Genomic DNA, 20,310 nt, shown 5'->3' on the forward strand with positions numbered 1-20,310 from the left:
TTATTACAAACGATTAGAAAAAGATCCAGATGAATTGAAGATATTCGTTGATAATACTAAAACCCCGCGGACAAGCCGCGGGGCGTAGGCTGCGGGGAACAAACCCTTTCCCTAATAACATCCATGCGCTTGCTCAATATCTACGTCCCGACTCTTTACATTCCGGCTCCTAAACCCCTACGTTCCGGCGCTACAACCCTACGTTCCAGCTCTAAACCTCCTACATTTTCGGCGCTATACCCCTACGGTCCGGCTCTACACTACGGTCCGGCTCTACACCCTACCGCCTCAAAATCCCTACGTCCCGCGACTTGTTCGCGGGATCCAATAAGAGCTCCCGTACTTTATTCAAAATAATGTTTACAAGCCTTTGCAGCAAATAAAATATCTATATTGATTATAAATTCTTATATTATCTAAATCCCTGCCGTGCTCCAAAACTTAGTGGAAGCTCATCAGCCAATGCAGTCCCCAAATTCTTGGTTACTCGATCAAAAAGGTTGGGTTTATGAGTATAATCAATGACATCAGGTATTTTTATGATGTCACGTGCTAATTGACCGCTGCTTGCGAAGCCATCGATCAATCCCATGGGTAAAGCCTGCTCACCAACCCAAAAAAGTCCCGAGAAGGTTTCATCATTAATTTTTAGTCGACTTCCTCGACCTTCTTTAACCCGATCTATAAATTGCTGATGAATTTTATCGAGCATGGCCTGTAGCTTTTGCTTTGCAAAATCAGTTTCAGGAGAAAACGGATCTAAAAAGGACTTGTATGCACCGGCGGTCTGTAATCTTCGGGTCACCCCTATTTTATTCATAAGATCCACCACACCGAACCCATTATATAAAACACCAATAGAACCCACCAAGCTGGCAGGACTTGCATAAACAGAATCAGCAGCAACTGCTACATAATAAGCAGCAGAAGCGCAAGCATCCACACAAACAGAATACACTTTAATATCGGGATATTTCTTTTGATAATATTTAATCATGTTATACATATATTCCGCTTGGACAGGACTACCCCCCGGACTATTAATTCGTACTATCAATGCTTTCAAGCCTGAATTTTTATAAGCAGAATCCAAGCTCTTTGCAAAATCATCCGCATTGGCTTTAGATTCAGACATTTCACCTATAATTTCCACCAACCCCACATGAGACTTAATATTGGTGCCTTGCTCTTCTTTCGAACCTGAAAAAAGATAAAAAAGAAGGTAGATAATGATTAGCAGATAAATAACCCGCATAAACCATTTCCATCTGCGTCTTCTTTTTGAATCTCTCATATAATCAATAATAATTTGATTCAGCAAAGCTTGAGAATCCGGTGTAGAATTAGAAGAATGGTCGTTAGTCATAATCAATCACTTGAAATTAAATAAATAAGCCTCATTTTACGGTAGATGTAAGTAAATTAATACCCGTCACCCATTAAGAAGGTCATATATCATGAGAATGGATAAACTAACATCTAAGTTTCAAATCGCCCTAGCAGATGCCCAATCTCTAGCTTTAGGAAGAGACAATGGCTTTATCGAACCCGAACATTTAATGAAAGCACTCCTGGATCAACAAGGAGGAAGCTGCAGACCATTACTCAGTAAAGCAGGTGTTAATATCCCTCTTTTAAGAACACTTTTAGATCAAGCCTTGGACAAACTGCCAAAAGTGTCTGGAACTGGCGGCGATATTCATATCTCTAACGGTTTAAATCGACTTTTAAATCTCACGGACAAACTGGCACAACAAAAGAAAGATAATTTTATTTCCAGCGAATTATTTGTCTTGGCGGCAATCAGTGAAGAAGGCACCCTCTCTCGCATGCTGAAACAAGCCGGCGGTGACGCAAAAGCAATTGACAAAGCAATTACTGATTTAAGGGGTGGTGAAAACATCAATGATCAAAACGCCGAGGAACAACGACAAGCTTTAGAAAAATACACGTTAGACTTAACTGCTCGCGCAGAGCAAGGCAAACTGGATCCAGTGATTGGTCGAGATGATGAAATCCGCAGAACAATTCAAGTACTGCAAAGAAGAACCAAAAACAATCCAGTTTTAATTGGTGAACCTGGAGTGGGTAAAACAGCCATTGTGGAGGGGTTAGCTCAACGGATAATCAATGGCGAAGTACCCGAAGGTCTAAAGAATAAACGGCTACTTTCTCTGGATATGGGTGCATTAATTGCTGGAGCAAAATTTCGCGGGGAATTCGAAGAGCGTCTTAAAGCAGTTCTTAATGATCTTGCCAAACAAGAAGGACAAATTATTCTCTTTATTGACGAGCTTCATACTATGGTAGGTGCTGGAAAAGCAGAAGGAGCAATGGATGCAGGAAATATGCTTAAACCCGCTTTAGCACGCGGTGAGCTGCATTGCATTGGAGCAACCACTTTAGATGAGTACCGACAATACATCGAAAAAGATGCTGCATTAGAACGGCGTTTCCAAAAGGTTTTGGTTAATGAACCCAGCGTTGAAGACACCATTGCCATCCTGCGCGGCTTGAAGGAACGCTACGAAGTACATCATGGCGTAGAAATTACAGATCCGGCTATCGTCGCAGCTGCTACTTTATCTCATCGTTATATTACCGACAGACAGCTGCCCGATAAGGCAATTGATTTAATCGATGAAGCAGGAAGTTTGATTCGTATGGAAATCGATTCCAAGCCGGAAAGTATGGATAAATTAGACAGGCGCTTAATTCAATTAAAAATTGAACGTGAAGCTCTAAAAAAAGAACATGATGAAGCTTCTAAAAAACGGCTTGACGATTTACAACATACCATTGATGAGCTCGAGCAGAATTATTCTGATTTAGAGGAAGTTTGGAAAGCTGAAAAAGCAACGATGCAGGGCGCAACTCAAATTAAAGAATCTCTAGAACAAGCAAAACTTGAAATGGAAACTGCACGTCGTGCCGGGGATCTAAGTCGAATGTCCGAATTACAATATGGACGTATTCCAGAACTTGAAAAGAGACTGGCGCAAGTAGCAGAAGTTGAATCTCATGAGAACAAATTAGTTCGAAACAAAGTGACTGAGGATGAAGTAGCTGAAGTCGTTTCGAAATGGACAGGTATCCCAGTTGCTAAAATGATGGAAGGTGAAAAGGAAAAATTATTACGCATGGAGGAAGTATTACATCACCGTTTGATAGGACAAAATGAAGCGATTGATGCAGTTTCCAATGCCATTCGTCGATCACGGGCTGGTTTATCAGATCCAAATCGCCCTATTGGTTCATTTTTATTCTTAGGACCTACTGGTGTGGGTAAAACGGAATTATGCAAAGCTTTAGCCTCATTCCTTTTTGATACTGAAGAGGCGATGGTCCGCATTGACATGTCTGAGTTTATGGAGAAACATTCAGTGGCTCGCCTCATTGGAGCGCCTCCTGGATACGTAGGTTATGAAGAGGGAGGATACCTGACTGAGGCAGTGCGTCGCCGCCCTTATTCAGTTATTTTGCTGGATGAAGTAGAAAAGGCACACACTGATGTATTCAATATACTGCTGCAAGTGATGGATGATGGACGTCTTACTGATGGTCAAGGACGTACCGTGGATTTTCGTAATACCATTATTGTTATGACCTCAAATTTAGGATCAAATTTGATTCAAGAAATGGGTAGTAAATTTAATTACGAACAAATCAAAGATGCGGTGATGGAAATGGTTCGACAGCATTTTCGTCCTGAGTTCATCAACCGCATTGATGATACAGTGGTTTTCCATTCGCTTGCAAAAGATCAAATTGCAAAAATTGCTTCAATTCAAATTGGATATTTACAAAAACGGCTCAAACAACAAGACATCCATCTTGAGGTAACCGAGGAAGCTTTAGCTCATTTAGCGGAAGCAGGTTTTGATCCAGTATATGGAGCTCGACCTTTAAAACGGACTATTCAGCAACAATTAGAAAACCCGCTTGCTCAAGATATTCTAACTGGGAAATTTAAGTCAGGAGAAACAATTAAAATAGCTTATAAAGATGGGAAAATGAAATTTACCAGTCATTAATGGATTCATTTATACGGTTACCTATAACCTTCTTCGAATGGAAATACTATTAGAAGAAGGTTTATTCCCACTGTACGCTGAAAGAATGGTGACACCAACATAATTCCGCTTTATCTCTTCTAAAAATAGAGGTCATTCCAGCGGGAGTTCCTGTAAAAATAACATCCCCTGTTTTCAATGGAAAAAAATGACTTATGTAGACGATAAGTTTTTCTGGGTGCATTATCATGTCTGATCCTTTGGCACATTGGCAAACAGTACCATTGATTTTCATTTGGAATTCAGTTTCCAAGTAATGTTCAAATTGGTTGCGAGGAATCCATGGTCCGATAATCGCAGCATCTCTAAATACTTTTGCAGTAGTCCAGGGATGACCTTGTTTTTTTAGCTCTGATTGTCGTGTTCTTAATGTCACATCAAGACCTAGGGTGACGTCGGATATTGCATTTTTGGCTTCTTCTTCAGACATTTTAAAACCATCAAACGCAATACGTAATACAATTTCACATTCCGGTTGCACGTCGCTTTCTTCATCAGGGAACCGAGCTTCAATTTGTTCACCCCAACCCGAAACTTGTTGCAGAACGCTTGCTGGTTTTAAAAACAGCACTGGTTTCTGAGGTATGGATTCACCGAGTTCTTTGGCATGCTCAAGATAATTTTTTCCTACACAAACTACTTTATCGATAAACATGTTCGTTCCTTTTAGAAATATTTTATATATTAGAGCATTCTAGTATGTAGTTGAAATAAAATGAATATTGAATTTTTTGTCGACAATTTGCCAAATCAATGTATAATTTTTAGAAATTTTGTTCCGAATGCTTCCTTTTATGAGTGTCATAGATTTATTTAATCTAGAATATAAAATTAACAAAAAAGTTTATATATTAGGGAAAACAGAGCTGCATTGTATCGATAGGGGAAACGAAAAAAATAATTTTTCTATTCCTTTAAATCAGCTCGATCCTCATTATACTTACGGTGGATTTCAATCCCCCATGTTCTTTATCTATTTTACTTATCTGGCAGCGGGTATTCTAGTACGTAGTTTACAGTGGTTTTATAACAGCCCTAAATTCAATTTCACAGGCAATGTACAACTTATACTTTTCTTAATTTTCCTTTTCATAACAGGGTATCATTTTTACCATCAAATCAAAAATAGAGGTTTTCGGTTCTATCATATTCATGAAGGGACTATTGCAATGACGCTCCCCTTACCATTAAAAAAACAATATAAAGAAAAAACAATCGAGTTTTTGGATGAGCTCGTGCACAAAATAAATCAGATCACACCATCAAACAAACAAATTGTCTCTTTGCTTGATGAATATGGATTAATAACACAAGCAGAACAGCTCCAACTCGAGACTTATATCGTACACAATCAATCTGAAACGAAACCTTCATTCGAGAACGTTATATTTTTATCGCATTAATATTATGAACACTTATCTTCAAAAACATTCTTTTCTTTTCTATACCAAAGTATCGTTAGAGGATAATGGAATGCTTTTCCTGGAAAAAAAAGCGTTTATGAGCACCTATATCGAAGCCATTCCGCTTGCCTCATTTTTACCAGAACCTCAAATTAAACGTAAAAAGCTATCCAAAATTACTTCTTTATTATTTAATTTAGAGTTAATTGCGACTGTGAGTTTTTTTGTTTCATTGATTCGATATCCAGAATATTTATCAAGTTTTAATATTCTATGGAGTATTTTGGGCATAGGATTTTGTATCATCAGTTCAATAATTTATTATATTTTTAAGACCCGGCCCAAACTTTATTTTAACTGCCATAGCGGTATTTCTGCTTTTAAACTGCCTTACCGGAAAACAAATCTAAAACAAATAGTCTGGATTGGTTTATTTAAATCAGCTGTTCTCAAAGCTCATATCGATTTAGATCGAAATAATTTGGATAAATTAAGTAAGGGTATCGAAAACCTCAGAAAGCAGGGTTTAATTAGTCCGGTATTTGCTGAAGAATTACATCAACGATTGGAGATTCTCATCGAATCGAACATTAGATAACTTATTTCAAAATTGCATCTCATGTCGCTTTGACATGTGGTTACCAAACAAAAGGAATTAATCTTGTGGTAACTTTTTTTTGGTAAGCCGAATAGCCTGGTAAATTTTGGGCAAGTAGTTTCTCCTCATTTAAAATACGCACAATTAGGAGTGATATGAAGATAGGCATTAAAAGAAGGGTCCACCATGAGCCAAGCGCGATGGGGGTACCGAAAAGCAGAAATAAAGCACCAAAGTACATTGGATGACGAACATACCCATATAAGCCTGTCGTAATCACCTTTTGTCCCTTTTCTACTCGAATGTTGGCTGCTGCATAGGTGTTCACTTTAGCAACCAGATAGAAAATATAAAATGAGATTAGAACTAATATATCGCCCAGAAGTACAATGTACCAGGGTACGTATGACCATCCCCAACGCACATCGAGAGGTGCCAGGATCATGAGGATCATGCTTGTTGCAGACAATAAAAAAATAATAACTTTTTGTGCGGGCTCCTTTTCATAAGAAATCCCCGCTTCCGTACGTCTCCTGAGGAGCTCAGGATCATTTTTCGCCAAGTAAATACTATAAATTGAAGAGGCAATCATAAATACAGCGAAATACAGCCAGCCCTGCCAATAATTTAAAGTGCCTGCAGGAATGAATAGGAGGCAGAATAGAACAAGCGTCCCTAAAATGGAAGATCGAATGACTTGTTTATGCAGTAAATTCATAGCAATGATTTTCTTTCAGAAAGTTATCAGCGATGCCGATTTCACTTTTATCTTATACTGGAGAATTGTTTTTAACAACTTGCGACAGAGCGACATTAAATTTTACAATTGATCTGAATCCCACCCGCTTTACTTCCTGAGATCTCAGGAGTTAGTCTTTTAAGTGGTGCAATCGCATTATCAGTTTCTTTTTTATTTCAGGCCACTCTCGGGCAAGGATACTGAATAAAACAGTATCCGTAATTTGACCATTATGATGTATCATATGTTGGCGTAAAATTCCTTCCTTTGTTGCACCCAATTTGCTTAAGGTATTATAGTTTTTTATATTGCGGGGATCGGTGGCGATTTGTATGCGGTTAATGTTCCATATCTCAAATGCATTCTGAAATAATAGCAGCAAGGATTCGTGATTGTATCGTGTTCCCCATACCGATGGATTAAGCCATCCATAACCCACTTCTAATTTTTTATGCTGAGGTTCAATTTCGTAATAAGCCCTGCTTCCAATTAATAGATTATTCTTTAAGCATCTTATGACATAAGTAAGCTGTATACCTTGTATTTGTTTTAGCAGACAGTTTTCAAACCATGAATCATAAAATTCACCATTCCCCTTGTTCGGCATATAAACCCATATCCGAGAATCATTGGCAGCCTCGCGCAGCGCTTCATAATGAGTTCGGACAAGAGGCTCCATCTGAATGGTTTTACCTGTAAGTGTCTGTGGTGTTAAATCGCCAATATCTATTTCGTTCTTTATCATATTACAAACTTTAACGCGATGTTCTTAATAAATGATCAATAAATTATTTCAATGAATAAAACAACAGTTCATAAATAAATTAAAAGTATTTTGTGGTTTTTTAAATTTCAATAGAAGAACTTCAGTATTCTTTAAGAAACTGGATATGAATTCGCCAATCGAGCTACCAAAATACATTAACTCATTCTAACAAATAGAAATTTTTCAAGAAGTACCTAGTATTAAGTTGTCCTAAATGATGTGTTTATATATTATGGAAGAAATTAATTCTTAGAGAAATAATCTATGTCTCTTGATCCCCTTATTTTATCACGGCTGCAGTTTGCCTGGGTCATTGCCCTCCATATTCTATTACCCGCTTTTACAGTAGGTCTTGCCTCTTTTATTGCTTTACTTGAAGGAATATATTTTATTACTAAGAGAGAAATTTTTTTCCGTATCTCAGCATTTTGGACAAAAATTTTTGCCATCTCCTTCGGGATGGGTGTCGTCTCAGGGATTGTCATGCCGTTTCAATTTGGCACCAATTGGAGTCAGTATGCTGACGCGACGGCAAATGTTCTCTCCCCTCTTTTTGCTTATGAAGGTCTCACTGCATTTTTTCTTGAAGCAGCTTTTTTAGGCGTGCTCTTGTTTGGCCGTAGTCTTGTTCCTCGATGGGCACATTTTATGGCTGCATTAATGGTAGCGGGAGGCACCCTCCTCTCCTCATTTTGGATTTTGGCTGCAAACAGCTGGATGCAAACCCCGGCAGGATACAAGATAATTGATGGGCGATTTTTCCCAGCGGACTGGTCGCAAATTATTTTCAATCCCTCTTTTCCCTACCGATTAGCCCACAATGTGGTCGCCTTTTATATTACAACTGCTTTTGTGGTCATAGCAGTAGCTGCCTATCTAATCCGCAGGGCTCAATATGTAGAAGAATCGAAAATTATGTTTTCGATGACTCTCTGGCTTCTGACAATTCTTGTCCCATTACAAATTGTATTAGGCGATATGCACGGACTGAATACTCTGAAATATCAACCTGCAAAGCTTGCTGCCATAGAAGCACATTGGGATACAGAAACACGTGCTCCTCTGATTCTCTTTGCAATTCCTAATGAAGAAAAAGAGCGTAATGATGCTGTCTTAGAAATACCATGGCTAGGAAGCCTTATCCTGGCACATGACTTAAATGGCGAAGTACCGGGTTTGAAACAGTTTCCAGCAGATCAACGACCACCAGTAGCCATTCCTTTCTTTTCATTTCGCATTATGGTAGGGCTTGGGTTAATCATGCTGAGTTTGATTATTATAAGTTTGTGGTTACGGTTGCGTCATCGATTATATACACATTGGTTTATTCGTACTTGCCAATTTGTTGGTCCTATTGGTTTTCTTGCTGTTCTTGCCGGATGGGTTACAACCGAAGTGGGACGCCAACCTTGGACTGTTTATGGACACTTACGCACAGCCCAATCCATTTCCCCATCATTGACGGGAAGTGATGTACTCCTGTCACTTATTGGCTATATCGTTGTTTATCTGATTATATTCCCTGTAGGTATCTATCTTATGGGACGAATCGTTCGAAAAGGACTCCCTTTAATAGTTACCGATACACTATCGCCTGTCGAGGGGGGGCAACATAAAAGCCCAATTACTACATTACCGGAAAATGATTATGATTATTGATTTAGTACCTTTATGGACAATTCTTCTTGGTATTGCCATTATTCTATATGTATTACTTGATGGGTTCGATTTAGGAGTAGGGATGCTTTATGGGCTAGCTCCCGATACAGCAACACGTAATTTGATTATGAACTCTATAGCGCCCATTTGGGATGGTAATGAGACTTGGCTGGTTTTTGGTGGTTTAGGTTTACTTGCAGCATTTCCTCTTGCGTTTGCGATTATCATTCCGGCAGTTTATTTTCCTATATTGGTGATGTTATTGGCTCTCATATTTCGCGGGGTAGCCTTTGAGTTTCGTTTTAGAGATGCAGAACATGTCACATTTTGGGATCATGCATTTTCTATTGGATCCTTAATTGCCACTTTTGCTCAAGGTATCGTTCTTGGCGCGTTCATACAGGGTTTTAAAGTGGATGGGCGTCATTTTGCAGGGAGTTCTTTTGATTGCTTTTCATGGTTTTCTATGTTCACAGGTATTGCTTTAGTATTTGGCTATGGTTTACTCGGAGCTTGTTGGCTTATTTTTAAAACTGAAGATGCAATACAAGAGTCGGCACGACGGCAGGCAAAATTTTGTTTTATTGCAGTGCTCATAGCGATGATGATAACCACTATTTGGACACCTCTTATGGATGTTAATATTGGATATCGCTGGTTCTCTTGGCCAAATGTTCTTTATCTATCCCCTATTGTTGTGATTACCATAGCATTAGCAGTTTTCGAATGGCGCATGTTACATAACCATTCTGAAATCGCTCCTTTTATAGGGGCCATTGGTCTATTCCTTATTTCCTATATTGGAATAGCAATCAGTCTGTTTCCCATGATTGTTCCGCATCAATATACTTTGTGGCAGGCTGCCTCCTCACCTGATACCCAAACCTTTTTAATGATTGGGACCATGTTTTTGTTGCCCATCATCCTGATGTATACTGCTTGGTCGTACTGGGTCTTTCGCGGAAAAGTCAGGGCGGATATTGGTTACCATTAATCTGTAATGCTCATTCATAGAAATACCAGGTTGTTTGAATCTTATATTACGGATGAGAAGTTACTGACTTTTGGCCTATTTTTAGGCATAATGATACCGTCAAATATTCGGCTGTATAATCCATGATCCATAAATTATTTTATCGTATACAAAAGCTGTTTCAGCTCCCAACGAAACAGATTTTTCCAAATGCATATCGCATTATTTCAGTAGATGACTGTTATAAAAATACCTCAAAAGTGAATGTCAAAATACAAGTTGTTGGGCAAGCCACCATTTTAGACAAGCCTGTAAGCGAATTGTACCAGAACAAATGGTTGCCTCATTTTTCACATGAAGATGTGACCTATCTCTCTGCTTTATATTCTGCAGAACAAACCAATAATCTTGATTTAATTCAGAGATTTCCAAAACAAATGGTCGCTACAAAGTCCAGTGTTATTAGTGTGGGAATTTTGTTTACGACTTTTTTGATTTTGTCGAATTTAGCTGCTTTCAAAATCGCTTCTTTTGGTTCAGTTAATTTTGCTGCAGGCTTAATTTTTTTCCCATTAACTTATGTGTTTGATGATATTCTAACAGAAGTATATGGATTTAAAGTAAGCCGCCGAATTATTTGGACGGCATTGCTTGCCAACACCATTGTTTTTTTAGGCACCTGGATTACTATCTATTTAACACCCTCCCCCTACTGGATTCATCAAAATGCTTATGCAACTGTTTATCAAGGTACATTAAGAGTATTTGTTGCATCAGTGATTAGTTATTTTTTTGGTGAATTTACCAATTCAATTATTTTAGCCAAACTCAAAGTTCTCACTTCAGGAGAACGCTTATGGTTGCGTGCGATTACAAGTACGGTTATAGGTGTGGGGATTGATACCTTATTGTTTACTCATATTGCCTTTTTGTTCCTTATTCCCTATTCCGGTATTTGGCAAATTATCGGCACAATGTATTTGCTTAAAGTTCTATATGAAATATGTGCGCTACCGCTAACCTATCACTTCTCTAATTATTTAAAAAGAAAGGATAATGTGGATTATTATGATTTTAAAACTAATTTCAACCCATTTTCTTTAAAGCTTTAATCATGAAAACAGCCATAGAAAACGTTACTGAACAGAATAAACTCATGATTCATTCGAATTATTTATGGTATTTGACTTTAACGTATTCCATGGTAATTGTCTTGTCTAATTGGTTTGATCCCAGATTAATTAAAATGGGCGTGATGGTTACAGATGCAGGTACTTTAATTTTTCCTTTCTCATTTTTACTTTCGAATTTAATAACGGAAATCTATGGTTATAAATACGCCCGACGAACTATTTGGTGTGGTTTTCTCTTCAATTTGATTTTTATAATTTACGGTCAATTAATAGTTCATATGCCCAATCCTGATTTTTTAAATAACAATGCTCTTTTTGATGCACTGCTCACAATAAATTCGAGAATTATTTTTGCCTCCTTTATAAGCTACTTCGTATCTGAATGTTTTAATTCATATATTATTTCCATAATTAAGATTAAAACCAAAGGTCGACATATGGGCCTAAGGTTTTTTCTTTCTACATTTATCGCCTCGGGGCTAGACAGTATCGTTTTTATGACAATTGGATTTTACAAAACTATTCCAGATTCTTTTTTTCTTTCTATGATGCTTACCATGTGGTTTATAAAGGTATTCATTGAGTTGTGTGGACTCCCTTTTTCTTTAAAGTTAGTAAACAGAATAAAGAAAATTGAAAAATTAGATATATACGACAATCAAACTAACTTTAATTTATTTTGTTTTGATCTAAACTATACCCAGCAAGAAAACAAATATTTAGAAAAAAATTAAATAAAGAATTGCACTAAGACTGGCTAAATTTCAATAGTAATAATAGTTTGACTCGCCTCATATCACGAAGCTAAAACGTAAGCACCACTTCATGGTTCTCTTTTTGAGAAGAAACAAGTAAAGTTAGCTCCTTTTCTGCCCGGGCGATGGCTGTATTCATTTTATCTTTACTTTCAAAAAATTCACAATCCAAAACTGCTCCAGGTTCATTTTCTAAGAATTGTTTTAGAAATTTTACACCATTCAACATATCTTCCTTGGACAATTCATCCAAAGATCGCTCTAGTACTAAAGACTTTTGAATGGTAAATGAAAGATCTGTGTCGAGCATCCTTGATTGTTGCAACAATAATGCATAGCCTCCAAAAAGCATATAGCTGCACGTAAAGTCATAACATTCTTTCATCTTAGCTAAAAAATTGCTGTGATCCAGGGTATTTAAATTATCCTGAATCAAAGGTGTATAAAATAGACTGAAAATAATGTTTCTTGATGTTTCTGATTCTACATGTTTCATCAGACTGCTATTAATTGCTACATCATCCAATGCTTTAAAATGAGCAAAATTTTTATAATCTTTTGCTATCGCCTTACACCATTTCTCTATGTCTTTTTCCAGTAGAAATCGCTCGTTTTCAATTTGTACGGCAAGGGATTGAACAAAAGCAATTGCTTTAAAACGTTGTAGCATGGCGGCACCCCGCCGTGTATGCTCATCAATAATTTCTTGCAAATATTGTTTGAAATTTTCATCTTTTGCAAAATGAGGATATTTCATATATCGTGGCGTTTTTTCTTTATCTTCAAGGAGCATGTTATCACGAAAAACTTCTAATGATTTGATGATTGTTAATACATCAAGAATCTTTAAATCGTCCTCTCTGTATCTTTTTTTGACAACTGATAAATCTCGAAACTGTAAAGCTTTTCTTATGGCCAGGAATAATTTACTACTGGTCACATCACATTTACCAAAGTAAGTCCACGACGCATATACATTATAAGTATCATATTCTTTGATTAGCCTAAAATATCGATGAATTAAAGCGCCTAATAAAAATAAAGTACCTTGTTTTATTTTATCTTTATCTTCTACTGGAATTTGACGTAACTCATTGACTAGTAAACTAAATACTTCGACCTGGGTATCTCTACCCGATTTACTTTTGATGACCTCATTTGTTCTGGCGATTAATACCTCAAGACTGGATTGCTGAATTGTAGGGGGTCCATCACTTTCAACAACTTTATACCTTCCCAATAAAGTAGAATATTTTGTTTCCAAATTCAGTGTATTGACTCTAAGAATTGCAAATGCTGGCGGGACAAAAGTCATACATCCTCCTTAATACACATTCATTCCCAAAGAACTCATGATCCCTCTATATAGCCCATATAAGGACGATTGATTCTTATTAAACGTAAAATTTTTAGCCTCATGAATGTCCTTTTGAATTGTTGTTCCTAATTTCTTATTGAGATTTTTATATGTTTCTTCATTACGTCTTTCATATACAAAAGTGCAATAGTAACTCAACTCACTTAAACAGGTATTAAAAAAATCTTTATCCATATCCTCAAGAGAATAGATACCTAAATGATTGCGAAAAATATCAATCAAATTTTGATGAAGATAATTGCTTACTGAAGAATGATATTGAATCCACTTGACCAAATATATTCCAATAATAACATTTCTTCTAAATTCATTGAAATCATCTAAAGTTAATTGGGATTCTCTTTTGATGACTTTAACGTAGGTCAGTAACTCATACGTTTCATCTAAACAATGAGCAAGCATACTAATAGTGGCTGCATCATCCATGGCAACATGATTGGACAGATAGGTGGAAAAAAAATTGAAGCACCCAACATGTTGACCATATTTTCTCGCGAAACACGTCGCTAGTCGTTTTGCTTTTTGCTGAAATTCGGCAAACGGTGTCATTGCGTCCCTCCTGCAAATATTGACCCGCAATAACTGCAACGCGTCATTTGTCCAAAAATGTAAACGTCCTCCATTTTTTATAGCAACCTATAAAAAATATTGCAACTATTAATTTAACTAATTGAACATAAAAAGAATCGAAAGTTTTTTTTCTAAATTTTTTATGATCAATGCGTTCGAGGATAACCCAAGTTTTGCTAGGATTTCTCAGGATATGAACTAGTGACTATCCCGAAAACCGTTCGTCTATAGAATTAATTATTCTTTGATGAATCCCATTAAAACCTCTGTTACTCATAATGAGAACAGCATCTCCTTCTTGTACCACATCGACCACATTACGAACAATTTCATCATGATTCTTGCAAATTTTATACGGGCATGTCCAATTGTCTGTGGTTTCATGCAAATTAAAATCATTTGGCTCCAGAACAAAAGCCCCTTGAACTGGTTTCAAAGCATTTGCCATTGCATCAGCATGAACACCAGTACGCATCGTATAAGATGCAAATTCCAGGACTGCGTAAATTCGATGATGTCGATTACTTCTTTTTAAAGCATCAACAGTCCGCATAATTGCCGTAGGATGATGAGCAAAATCATCATAGATTGTGATTCCATGCTGTGCCGATCGAATCTCTAACCTGCGTTTTACAGGCGTAAAGTATTTCAAGGCTTCGGCAGCCACACCGGGACTGACACCTGCATTTATACTTGCAGCAAAAGCAGCCAGTCCATTTTCAACATTAAATCGTCCGATTAATGGCCATCTTACCTCAGCTACTTCTTCACCATGGTACAACACTTTAAATGAAGATCCATTTTCTTCGAGTAATTGCGCAGCCCATTGTGCATCCCCTTCCAGAGTGATTTCTTCCTTTCGAGAATGAAGACCCTGTTCAATTACCTCATTAAGTGCTTTATCATTTCGAGGTTTTATCACAATGCCATTAGAGGGTATCGTTCTCATGAGATAATGAAACTGCAATTGAATTGCAGCCAGATCAGGATAGATGTCGGCATGATCAAATTCTAAATTATTAAGAACAGCAATTCTTGGTCGATAATGCATGAACTTGGGACGTTTATCAAAAAAAGCCGTGTCGTATTCATCTGCCTCAATGACAAACCATTTGCCCGAACCAAGACATGCACTGGTCTTAAAATCAGACGATACGCCACCTATTAGAAAGCCAGGGTTTAATCCTGCCTGATGTAAAATCCATGCAATCATCGAAGTTGTTGTTGTCTTGCCATGCGTTCCCGAAACAGCAATGACTTGATATTTGGATAGAATATTTTCTGAAAGCCATTGAGGTCCAGAAGTGTATGGTTTACCTGAATCAATTACCGCTTCAAGCACTGGCATACCTCTTTTAATGGCATTCCCTACAATGACTATATCTGCTTGCAATGCCAAGGTGCTATCTTCATATCCCTCAGTCCAAATGATCCCTTTTGCACTCAGCAAATCACTTACTGGCGGATAACAATTAGCATCACTACCACTTACCTTATATCCTGCCTCACGCGCCAATAAAGCTAATGCGCTCATAAATGTTCCACTGATTCCTAAAATATGTAAATGCATCATAATGTCAATCTCATTGTAATAAAGAAATAATTAAAATATTCACCGCTATTGATCCGAAAGCAGCGAAGACAGATTGTATGGCTGTTGCGTTCAAGGCAAACTTATAGATATGTGCCGTAATAATAAATTGCCAAACAGAGAGTCCCAAGCTTAAAAATAAATAAATGATCCCAAGAAACAATATAAAAGGATTTTTTAAATTAAAGAGTGATAGATAAGGCGAAATTATCAATAAAGGCAGAACCAATATGTGGATAATGATATTGATAATGTACAATGAAGTAACTGTTTGAACAAGCCTTTGCGTCAACCCTTTAATATATAAAAGAAGATAAGTATATAGGATACAAGAAATGATGATGCTTATAGAAATAATGAGGTTATTGACCATCTCTTCAGAGGAGGTAATACTGGAATAATCCCATTCCATTGTCATCAGCAAAGCCAATAAAATACCACATAAAATCATTCGAGGACTAGAATAAGCCGTATTTTCTGGACTTTCTTTTAATAAGCAAATATCCCAATAGCAATCAAAAATTAGATGTAACATTTAAATCTTCATTTTAATTTAAAGGGCCAGGTTAATAGCGCTGCGCAACCTGGAGAACTCATCTATTAATTACCTGCATTTTCAATGTTCGCACTTTGCAAAGTTATAATTCACCTTTCATTATTTTTCTAACAATGCTCAGTTGTTGAATTACAGGATTATTCCAAGGGCCCGAAACTTGATAACTGTATGCCGAAATTTTCTGCATACTTTGATTAATAATTTTATTTGCCACCCACGCGGCTACCCCTGCTATAGGACCCCCAGCAATCGTTGCAACCACTGGTAAACTGGCCGTGATATGGGGAGATATTTTCAAATTTAAGTCGTAAGTATGTTTTACTAGATTCAGATCACCTTTCATGCTTGCGTATGCGACCGGACCATCAAGATAACTGTCCTGGGTACTCATAATCCCTTTTTTTACGTTAAAATTTCCTTGGAAAATATCAAAACTATATCCCTGGTTCGCTAAATCACTAAAATCCAGCTGCAAACGCCTAGGAATCGTCTGTAAACTCAAGATACTTAAAAGCTTGCCAAGATCGAGCTTTTCTTCTGTCTCTTTGCTGAGATGAGTAATTCTTCCATTCTTAAGTTGTAGATACATCGCTCCACTTAAAGAAGCCAAGGAAAAATGATCCAGACTATTTTTCCAACCACCATGAAATTCCATGTATCCTCTTTTTGCATGTACCGATGGCGTGATATTCCATCTCTCCAAAGTTTTAGCCAAATGGGTCATATTCAGTTTAACATCAAGATTGGTCTGATTGATTTTATTTTTTTGAATCCACTCCCCCTGAATATTGAATTGATATACCGGAGAAGAAATTTGGCAATAATTTAATTTCAATTTTTCACTGGTTGATTGGCTCTTCAGGATAATATCCCCTACCTGAATGTTACCCACAGTGAGGTTATCTATGCGTAAATTTAAGTTTGGTACTTGGTTTGGGTGCATTTTTGCAGAGCCCGCAAGACCTTTATTTGCAATATCAATTTTATCTAACTTCAGGTAATGGACATGGCCGCTTAATTCATCGGCAGCTGTGCGGTAGATTAGATCCGCAGCAATATTTTTTTGGTGTAAATTAAAGGACCAATCTTTGTTGGACACAATTTTTGCCTTAATCACCATTTTGTTAAACTGCTGTTTCATAAAACTTAAATTATCTATAGTAATATTGATAATTCGCAAATTGGATAAAAGAGAACCGGCAGTATTTTCTGATGAAAATTGATTATATATCTTTTTCCATTCTTGTATGTCCAAGCCTTTTAAAATTCCTACAATAGAAAGTCCGGGTAATTTTTGATTCACCGCAGTTCCACTTCCCAAACGTAACTGTCCGGAGTCAAAGGAGTAACCTTCTGTAGAATTTTTAAATAGCAAATTGGTACTTAACCGATTGTCGTAATTACCTCTTAAATTCATTAATTTTTTAGAATTAAGTTCAAGTGTTAATGCAAGAGGTGTCTTTTCATTTGATTTTTTTGCCAAAGGTTCGGGTAAATGAATCTCTAATCCTTCCAGAGTGCTACTAAAGCTCACACTGTCAGCAGCAGAGGGTTTATCACTTAATTTCAGGAGAGCATTCACATCAAATGACCCCTCAACCAAGTCCAGAAGCGGTAATTTAAATTGGTTTTTTAAAGACTCAATAGTGCATGTTCCATTTACTGCAATGGTAGTAGCAGGCTTAGGTTCTTTAACCGATTGAACTTTGATATTCATTGGATGTCCCAAAATTTTAGCGGACAAAGAGCTATCGGTGATCCCTGTTTCATTGAACATTAACCCACCGGCTACATCATTCACAGCCAATTTTCCTATGGCGTGATTTACTGTAATCGTATTATTTTTAAGAGTTAAATTTCCCCTGGCAAGAATTTCATCATTTTCTGGGTATAAAGGAACTGTGACACTGAGGTTGAGTAATCCTGAACCTTTTGCAGATAACATATTTAAAAGCGACAGCTTCTTTCTTAAAGGAGAAGCCATCACATAATTCATCATTTTTTGTATGGATGCGTCAATTTTCCCAATAACCACTAAATTTTCTTTATTTTTACCTATATCGTTAATGCTTAAAAACATTTGCTTTGTGGGTACACCCTGAAAATTAGCATGTACGATATCAATATTTAAGTTACGGTTTTTTAAATGGATATAACCATCGATCTCCTTGATTACTTTCCATTTAGAATTAATCGCTATCTCTCCCCCACTTGCATAACTATCAATTGAGAATTCGCCCGTATTGTTATCAAAAGGAAAATCTTTGGCCAAACCATTGATTCTGATCCTTCCGCTGGCATTTGCGATCTGTTTTACGTCTTTGTTTAACCAAAGGTATAATTTCGGTTTCATATACTTTTTCGGTAAAAATGCCATCCATTTTTGCCAATTCTTTCCAGAGAAATCTGCCCCAAATCGAATATGACCTACCGATTGACTGGTTACCTGATCTACTGCGCCCTGCATGCTTAACGTTAATTCCGGTTGACTGGCAACAAATCGACCTATGCTCACTCGTAGTCCATCACTCAGCTCTTTCCAATCAAAAGATCCATTAAGAAGAGTGAATGTCTGCTCTGGAAAACCAGCGGCTTTTATCGAAGTATTCTCAGAGTCGAGTTCAAGTCTTCCTTGTTCAGGTTGCCAGTTAAGTACACCAGTGAGATTGGATATTTTGGGAATTTTATTTTTCGCATTCCATCCTAATTGTTCAAATCGAGTCAGGACATAGTTGATCGAATAATCTTTGGACAAGTCATCTTTATTTTTTATCATGTTCCCGGGTGTATTTTGATTTGTTTTTATTTTTGAGGAATCCTCAGGTTTACTGAGATACACGGTGTTAAAAAGTGGAATTGGAGGGATCGCTGAGACATTTGTATTTACTGACATTAGGATTTGAGTATCCTTTAAAGTCCCATGGGGCTTCATATCTAATATATTCTGAATGCTTTCAGGCCAATTAATCGCATCAGAAAACAAAGATTCAATAAGAATAGATTTGACAAATAAAAGATAAGTTTGTTGTTCTCTATTGTGTTTAATTAATAATTTGTTTTCTGGCCATGTGATGCCACCAATCCGCAATCTTATCGGATCTGCGTGGAGCTGCCAGCCTACATCATCAGGTTTCCATGACAGATTCGCAAAAAAGGACTGTATCAGTTGACTGTGTTGATTATTTAACAATCTCCAGGCAAGCCGTTTAAAGGTTACTTGTGCCTGTACCGAAGAAACAGAACCATGATGTACATCAAGCCACAAACTAAGGTAACCTTTGCCCCCTTCCAAGTGTTCGGTTGTTTTAGGGAACAAACTTTGCCATTGAGCAGGTACTATATTTTTTGCTGAAAAATAAAAGTGTCCTTCAATATCATCAAAATGGTTTGGATCAAAATAACCATCTCCTAATAATTGAAAATTGGTACTGCTTGTTTGTGCAAGTCGTGCTTCGCCTTTGAACTTATAATGACCACCACGATTAATCACGGAAACATTTAAACCATTAACTGGGATTAATCCGCCATCACTAAAATAGAAATATGCTGAAACCTGTTTAATAATTAAATGTTCTTGCTGGGATATCCAGACTAATATTTGTTTGGTTTTTTCTGGGGTCATCTCACTGGCATTTAGGGAATCCGTTGCAACCCCGTCGATTGTCCAATGGTTGTCCTTTTCTCTCAAATTTAGATGCATGTCATCAATATAGAGCACACCAGGCTGAATCTGCCAATTCCATAAGGATTTAAATAGATTAATCCCTACTAATAATTTATTAATACGAAAATTTTGTTTTGTATCATCCCCAAGAGTCACTTGGTTTAATTTTAGTACAGGCTGAAACCAATACCAGCCCGTTTCCAAGGTTTGTATGGTAACAGGCTGTCCTATCAGGATGGATAGACGATGCTCTACCTCTCCTTTATATTCTTTTGCCCAAGGAGTAAGGGATCGGAATATACTGGATAAAACAGCGATAAGGATAATAAGGACAGCAAAAAGCATCCAAATTCTTTTTAATACTGTGCTCACACGTTGTGTTTGATTACTCATTAATTTTATTAACTATACCATTGCTTTGGCGTATACTCATCTTTTTATTTTTGTTTGAT

General features: G+C 37.1%; 16 protein-coding genes. 7 read left to right on the forward strand and 9 right to left on the reverse strand.

Annotation, left to right across the window (positions count from 1 at the left end):
* Positions 1–412: 412 nt before the first annotated feature.
* Complete coding sequence (locus tag BU07_RS0111360) at positions 413–1,366, reverse strand: S49 family peptidase (RefSeq protein WP_031566130.1); 954 nt, start codon at positions 1,364–1,366, stop codon at positions 413–415.
* Between the two features lie 91 nt (positions 1,367–1,457).
* On the opposite strand from BU07_RS0111360, the gene clpB reads away from it, so the two are divergent.
* Positions 1,458–4,034, forward strand: coding sequence for an ATP-dependent chaperone ClpB (gene clpB, locus BU07_RS0111365; RefSeq protein ID WP_031566132.1), 2,577 nt, complete (start codon positions 1,458–1,460; stop codon positions 4,032–4,034).
* A gap of 61 nt (positions 4,035–4,095) precedes the next feature.
* On the opposite strand, the gene BU07_RS0111370 is transcribed toward clpB, so the two are convergent.
* Complete coding sequence (locus tag BU07_RS0111370; protein WP_051635549.1) at positions 4,096–4,728, reverse strand: fumarylacetoacetate hydrolase family protein; 633 nt, start codon at positions 4,726–4,728, stop codon at positions 4,096–4,098.
* Positions 4,729–4,867: 139 nt separating this feature from the next.
* On the opposite strand from BU07_RS0111370, the gene BU07_RS0111375 reads away from it, so the two are divergent.
* Both BU07_RS0111375 and BU07_RS0111380 read left to right on the forward strand, forming a co-directional pair.
* Positions 4,868–5,476: a hypothetical protein gene (locus tag BU07_RS0111375; RefSeq protein WP_031566135.1), complete on the forward strand. Its 609-nt coding sequence runs from the start codon at positions 4,868–4,870 to the stop codon at positions 5,474–5,476.
* A gap of 4 nt (positions 5,477–5,480) precedes the next feature.
* Positions 5,481–6,074 carry a hypothetical protein gene (locus tag BU07_RS0111380; protein WP_133134485.1) on the forward strand — a complete coding sequence of 198 codons (594 nt, stop codon included), beginning with the start codon at positions 5,481–5,483 and terminating at the stop codon, positions 6,072–6,074.
* 40 nt (positions 6,075–6,114) lie between these two features.
* Here the strand turns inward: BU07_RS0111380 and BU07_RS0111385 are convergent, their stop codons facing one another.
* Together BU07_RS0111385 and BU07_RS0111390 are read right to left on the reverse strand one after the other, a co-directional pair.
* Complete coding sequence (locus BU07_RS0111385; RefSeq protein WP_031566139.1) at positions 6,115–6,792, reverse strand: methyltransferase family protein; 678 nt, start codon at positions 6,790–6,792, stop codon at positions 6,115–6,117.
* A 151-nt stretch (positions 6,793–6,943) separates the two neighbouring features.
* Entirely contained in the window at positions 6,944–7,558 is a 615-nt protein-coding gene (locus tag BU07_RS0111390) for a GNAT family N-acetyltransferase (protein ID WP_031566141.1), read from the reverse strand.
* Between the two features lie 285 nt (positions 7,559–7,843).
* Between BU07_RS0111390 and BU07_RS0111395 the strand changes: the two genes are divergently transcribed.
* The 4 genes from BU07_RS0111395 (at position 7,844) to BU07_RS0111410 (ending at position 12,078) form a co-directional block, all read left to right on the forward strand.
* Positions 7,844–9,238, forward strand: a complete 1,395-nt coding sequence (locus BU07_RS0111395; protein ID WP_031566143.1) for a cytochrome ubiquinol oxidase subunit I — start codon at positions 7,844–7,846, stop codon at positions 9,236–9,238.
* Positions 9,228–10,232 carry a cytochrome d ubiquinol oxidase subunit II gene (gene cydB / locus BU07_RS0111400; protein ID WP_031566146.1) on the forward strand — a complete coding sequence of 335 codons (1,005 nt, stop codon included), beginning with the start codon at positions 9,228–9,230 and terminating at the stop codon, positions 10,230–10,232. The genes BU07_RS0111395 and cydB overlap by 11 nt, the downstream gene beginning before the upstream one ends.
* Positions 10,233–10,354: 122 nt before the next feature.
* Complete coding sequence (locus tag BU07_RS16790) at positions 10,355–11,323, forward strand: queuosine precursor transporter (protein WP_031566148.1); 969 nt, start codon at positions 10,355–10,357, stop codon at positions 11,321–11,323.
* Positions 11,324–11,325: 2 nt separating this feature from the next.
* A complete protein-coding gene (locus BU07_RS0111410; RefSeq protein WP_031566150.1) occupies positions 11,326–12,078 on the forward strand; it encodes a queuosine precursor transporter in 753 nt (250 codons plus the stop codon).
* Between the two features lie 70 nt (positions 12,079–12,148).
* On the opposite strand, the gene BU07_RS0111415 is transcribed toward BU07_RS0111410, so the two are convergent.
* From BU07_RS0111415 to BU07_RS0111435, 5 genes are all read right to left on the reverse strand, one after another.
* Complete coding sequence (locus tag BU07_RS0111415) at positions 12,149–13,414, reverse strand: hypothetical protein (protein ID WP_031566151.1); 1,266 nt, start codon at positions 13,412–13,414, stop codon at positions 12,149–12,151.
* Between the two features lie 9 nt (positions 13,415–13,423).
* On the reverse strand, positions 13,424–14,026 hold the full coding sequence (locus tag BU07_RS0111420; protein ID WP_031566153.1) for a hypothetical protein: 603 nt from the start codon (positions 14,024–14,026) through the stop codon (positions 13,424–13,426).
* Between the two features lie 226 nt (positions 14,027–14,252).
* A complete protein-coding gene (gene mpl / locus BU07_RS0111425; protein ID WP_031566155.1) occupies positions 14,253–15,617 on the reverse strand; it encodes a UDP-N-acetylmuramate:L-alanyl-gamma-D-glutamyl-meso-diaminopimelate ligase in 1,365 nt (454 codons plus the stop codon).
* 13 nt (positions 15,618–15,630) lie between these two features.
* On the reverse strand, positions 15,631–16,173 hold the full coding sequence (locus BU07_RS0111430) for a hypothetical protein (protein ID WP_031566156.1): 543 nt from the start codon (positions 16,171–16,173) through the stop codon (positions 15,631–15,633).
* Positions 16,174–16,276: 103 nt separating this feature from the next.
* Complete coding sequence (locus BU07_RS0111435) at positions 16,277–20,251, reverse strand: YhdP family protein (protein WP_031566159.1); 3,975 nt, start codon at positions 20,249–20,251, stop codon at positions 16,277–16,279.
* Positions 20,252–20,310 lie beyond the last annotated feature (59 nt).

It is taken from the genome of Legionella wadsworthii DSM 21896 = ATCC 33877 (assembly GCF_000701265.1).
GTDB lineage: Bacteria > Pseudomonadota > Gammaproteobacteria > Legionellales > Legionellaceae > Legionella > Legionella wadsworthii.

Coding starts and splice junctions, on each gene's coding strand:
- BU07_RS0111360 (WP_031566130.1), bottom strand. CDS start 1,366: ATGACTAACGACCATTCTTCTAATTCTACACCGGATTCTCAAGCTTTG.
- clpB (WP_031566132.1), top strand. CDS start 1,458: ATGAGAATGGATAAACTAACATCTAAGTTTCAAATCGCCCTAGCAGAT.
- BU07_RS0111370 (WP_051635549.1), bottom strand. CDS start 4,728: ATGTTTATCGATAAAGTAGTTTGTGTAGGAAAAAATTATCTTGAGCAT.
- BU07_RS0111375 (WP_031566135.1), top strand. CDS start 4,868: ATGAGTGTCATAGATTTATTTAATCTAGAATATAAAATTAACAAAAAA.
- BU07_RS0111380 (WP_133134485.1), top strand. CDS start 5,481: ATGAACACTTATCTTCAAAAACATTCTTTTCTTTTCTATACCAAAGTA.
- BU07_RS0111385 (WP_031566139.1), bottom strand. CDS start 6,792: ATGAATTTACTGCATAAACAAGTCATTCGATCTTCCATTTTAGGGACG.
- BU07_RS0111390 (WP_031566141.1), bottom strand. CDS start 7,558: ATGATAAAGAACGAAATAGATATTGGCGATTTAACACCACAGACACTT.
- BU07_RS0111395 (WP_031566143.1), top strand. CDS start 7,844: ATGTCTCTTGATCCCCTTATTTTATCACGGCTGCAGTTTGCCTGGGTC.
- cydB (WP_031566146.1), top strand. CDS start 9,228: ATGATTATTGATTTAGTACCTTTATGGACAATTCTTCTTGGTATTGCC.
- BU07_RS16790 (WP_031566148.1), top strand. CDS start 10,355: ATGATCCATAAATTATTTTATCGTATACAAAAGCTGTTTCAGCTCCCA.
- BU07_RS0111410 (WP_031566150.1), top strand. CDS start 11,326: ATGAAAACAGCCATAGAAAACGTTACTGAACAGAATAAACTCATGATT.
- BU07_RS0111415 (WP_031566151.1), bottom strand. CDS start 13,414: ATGACTTTTGTCCCGCCAGCATTTGCAATTCTTAGAGTCAATACACTG.
- BU07_RS0111420 (WP_031566153.1), bottom strand. CDS start 14,026: ATGACACCGTTTGCCGAATTTCAGCAAAAAGCAAAACGACTAGCGACG.
- mpl (WP_031566155.1), bottom strand. CDS start 15,617: ATGCATTTACATATTTTAGGAATCAGTGGAACATTTATGAGCGCATTA.
- BU07_RS0111430 (WP_031566156.1), bottom strand. CDS start 16,173: ATGTTACATCTAATTTTTGATTGCTATTGGGATATTTGCTTATTAAAA.
- BU07_RS0111435 (WP_031566159.1), bottom strand. CDS start 20,251: ATGAGTAATCAAACACAACGTGTGAGCACAGTATTAAAAAGAATTTGG.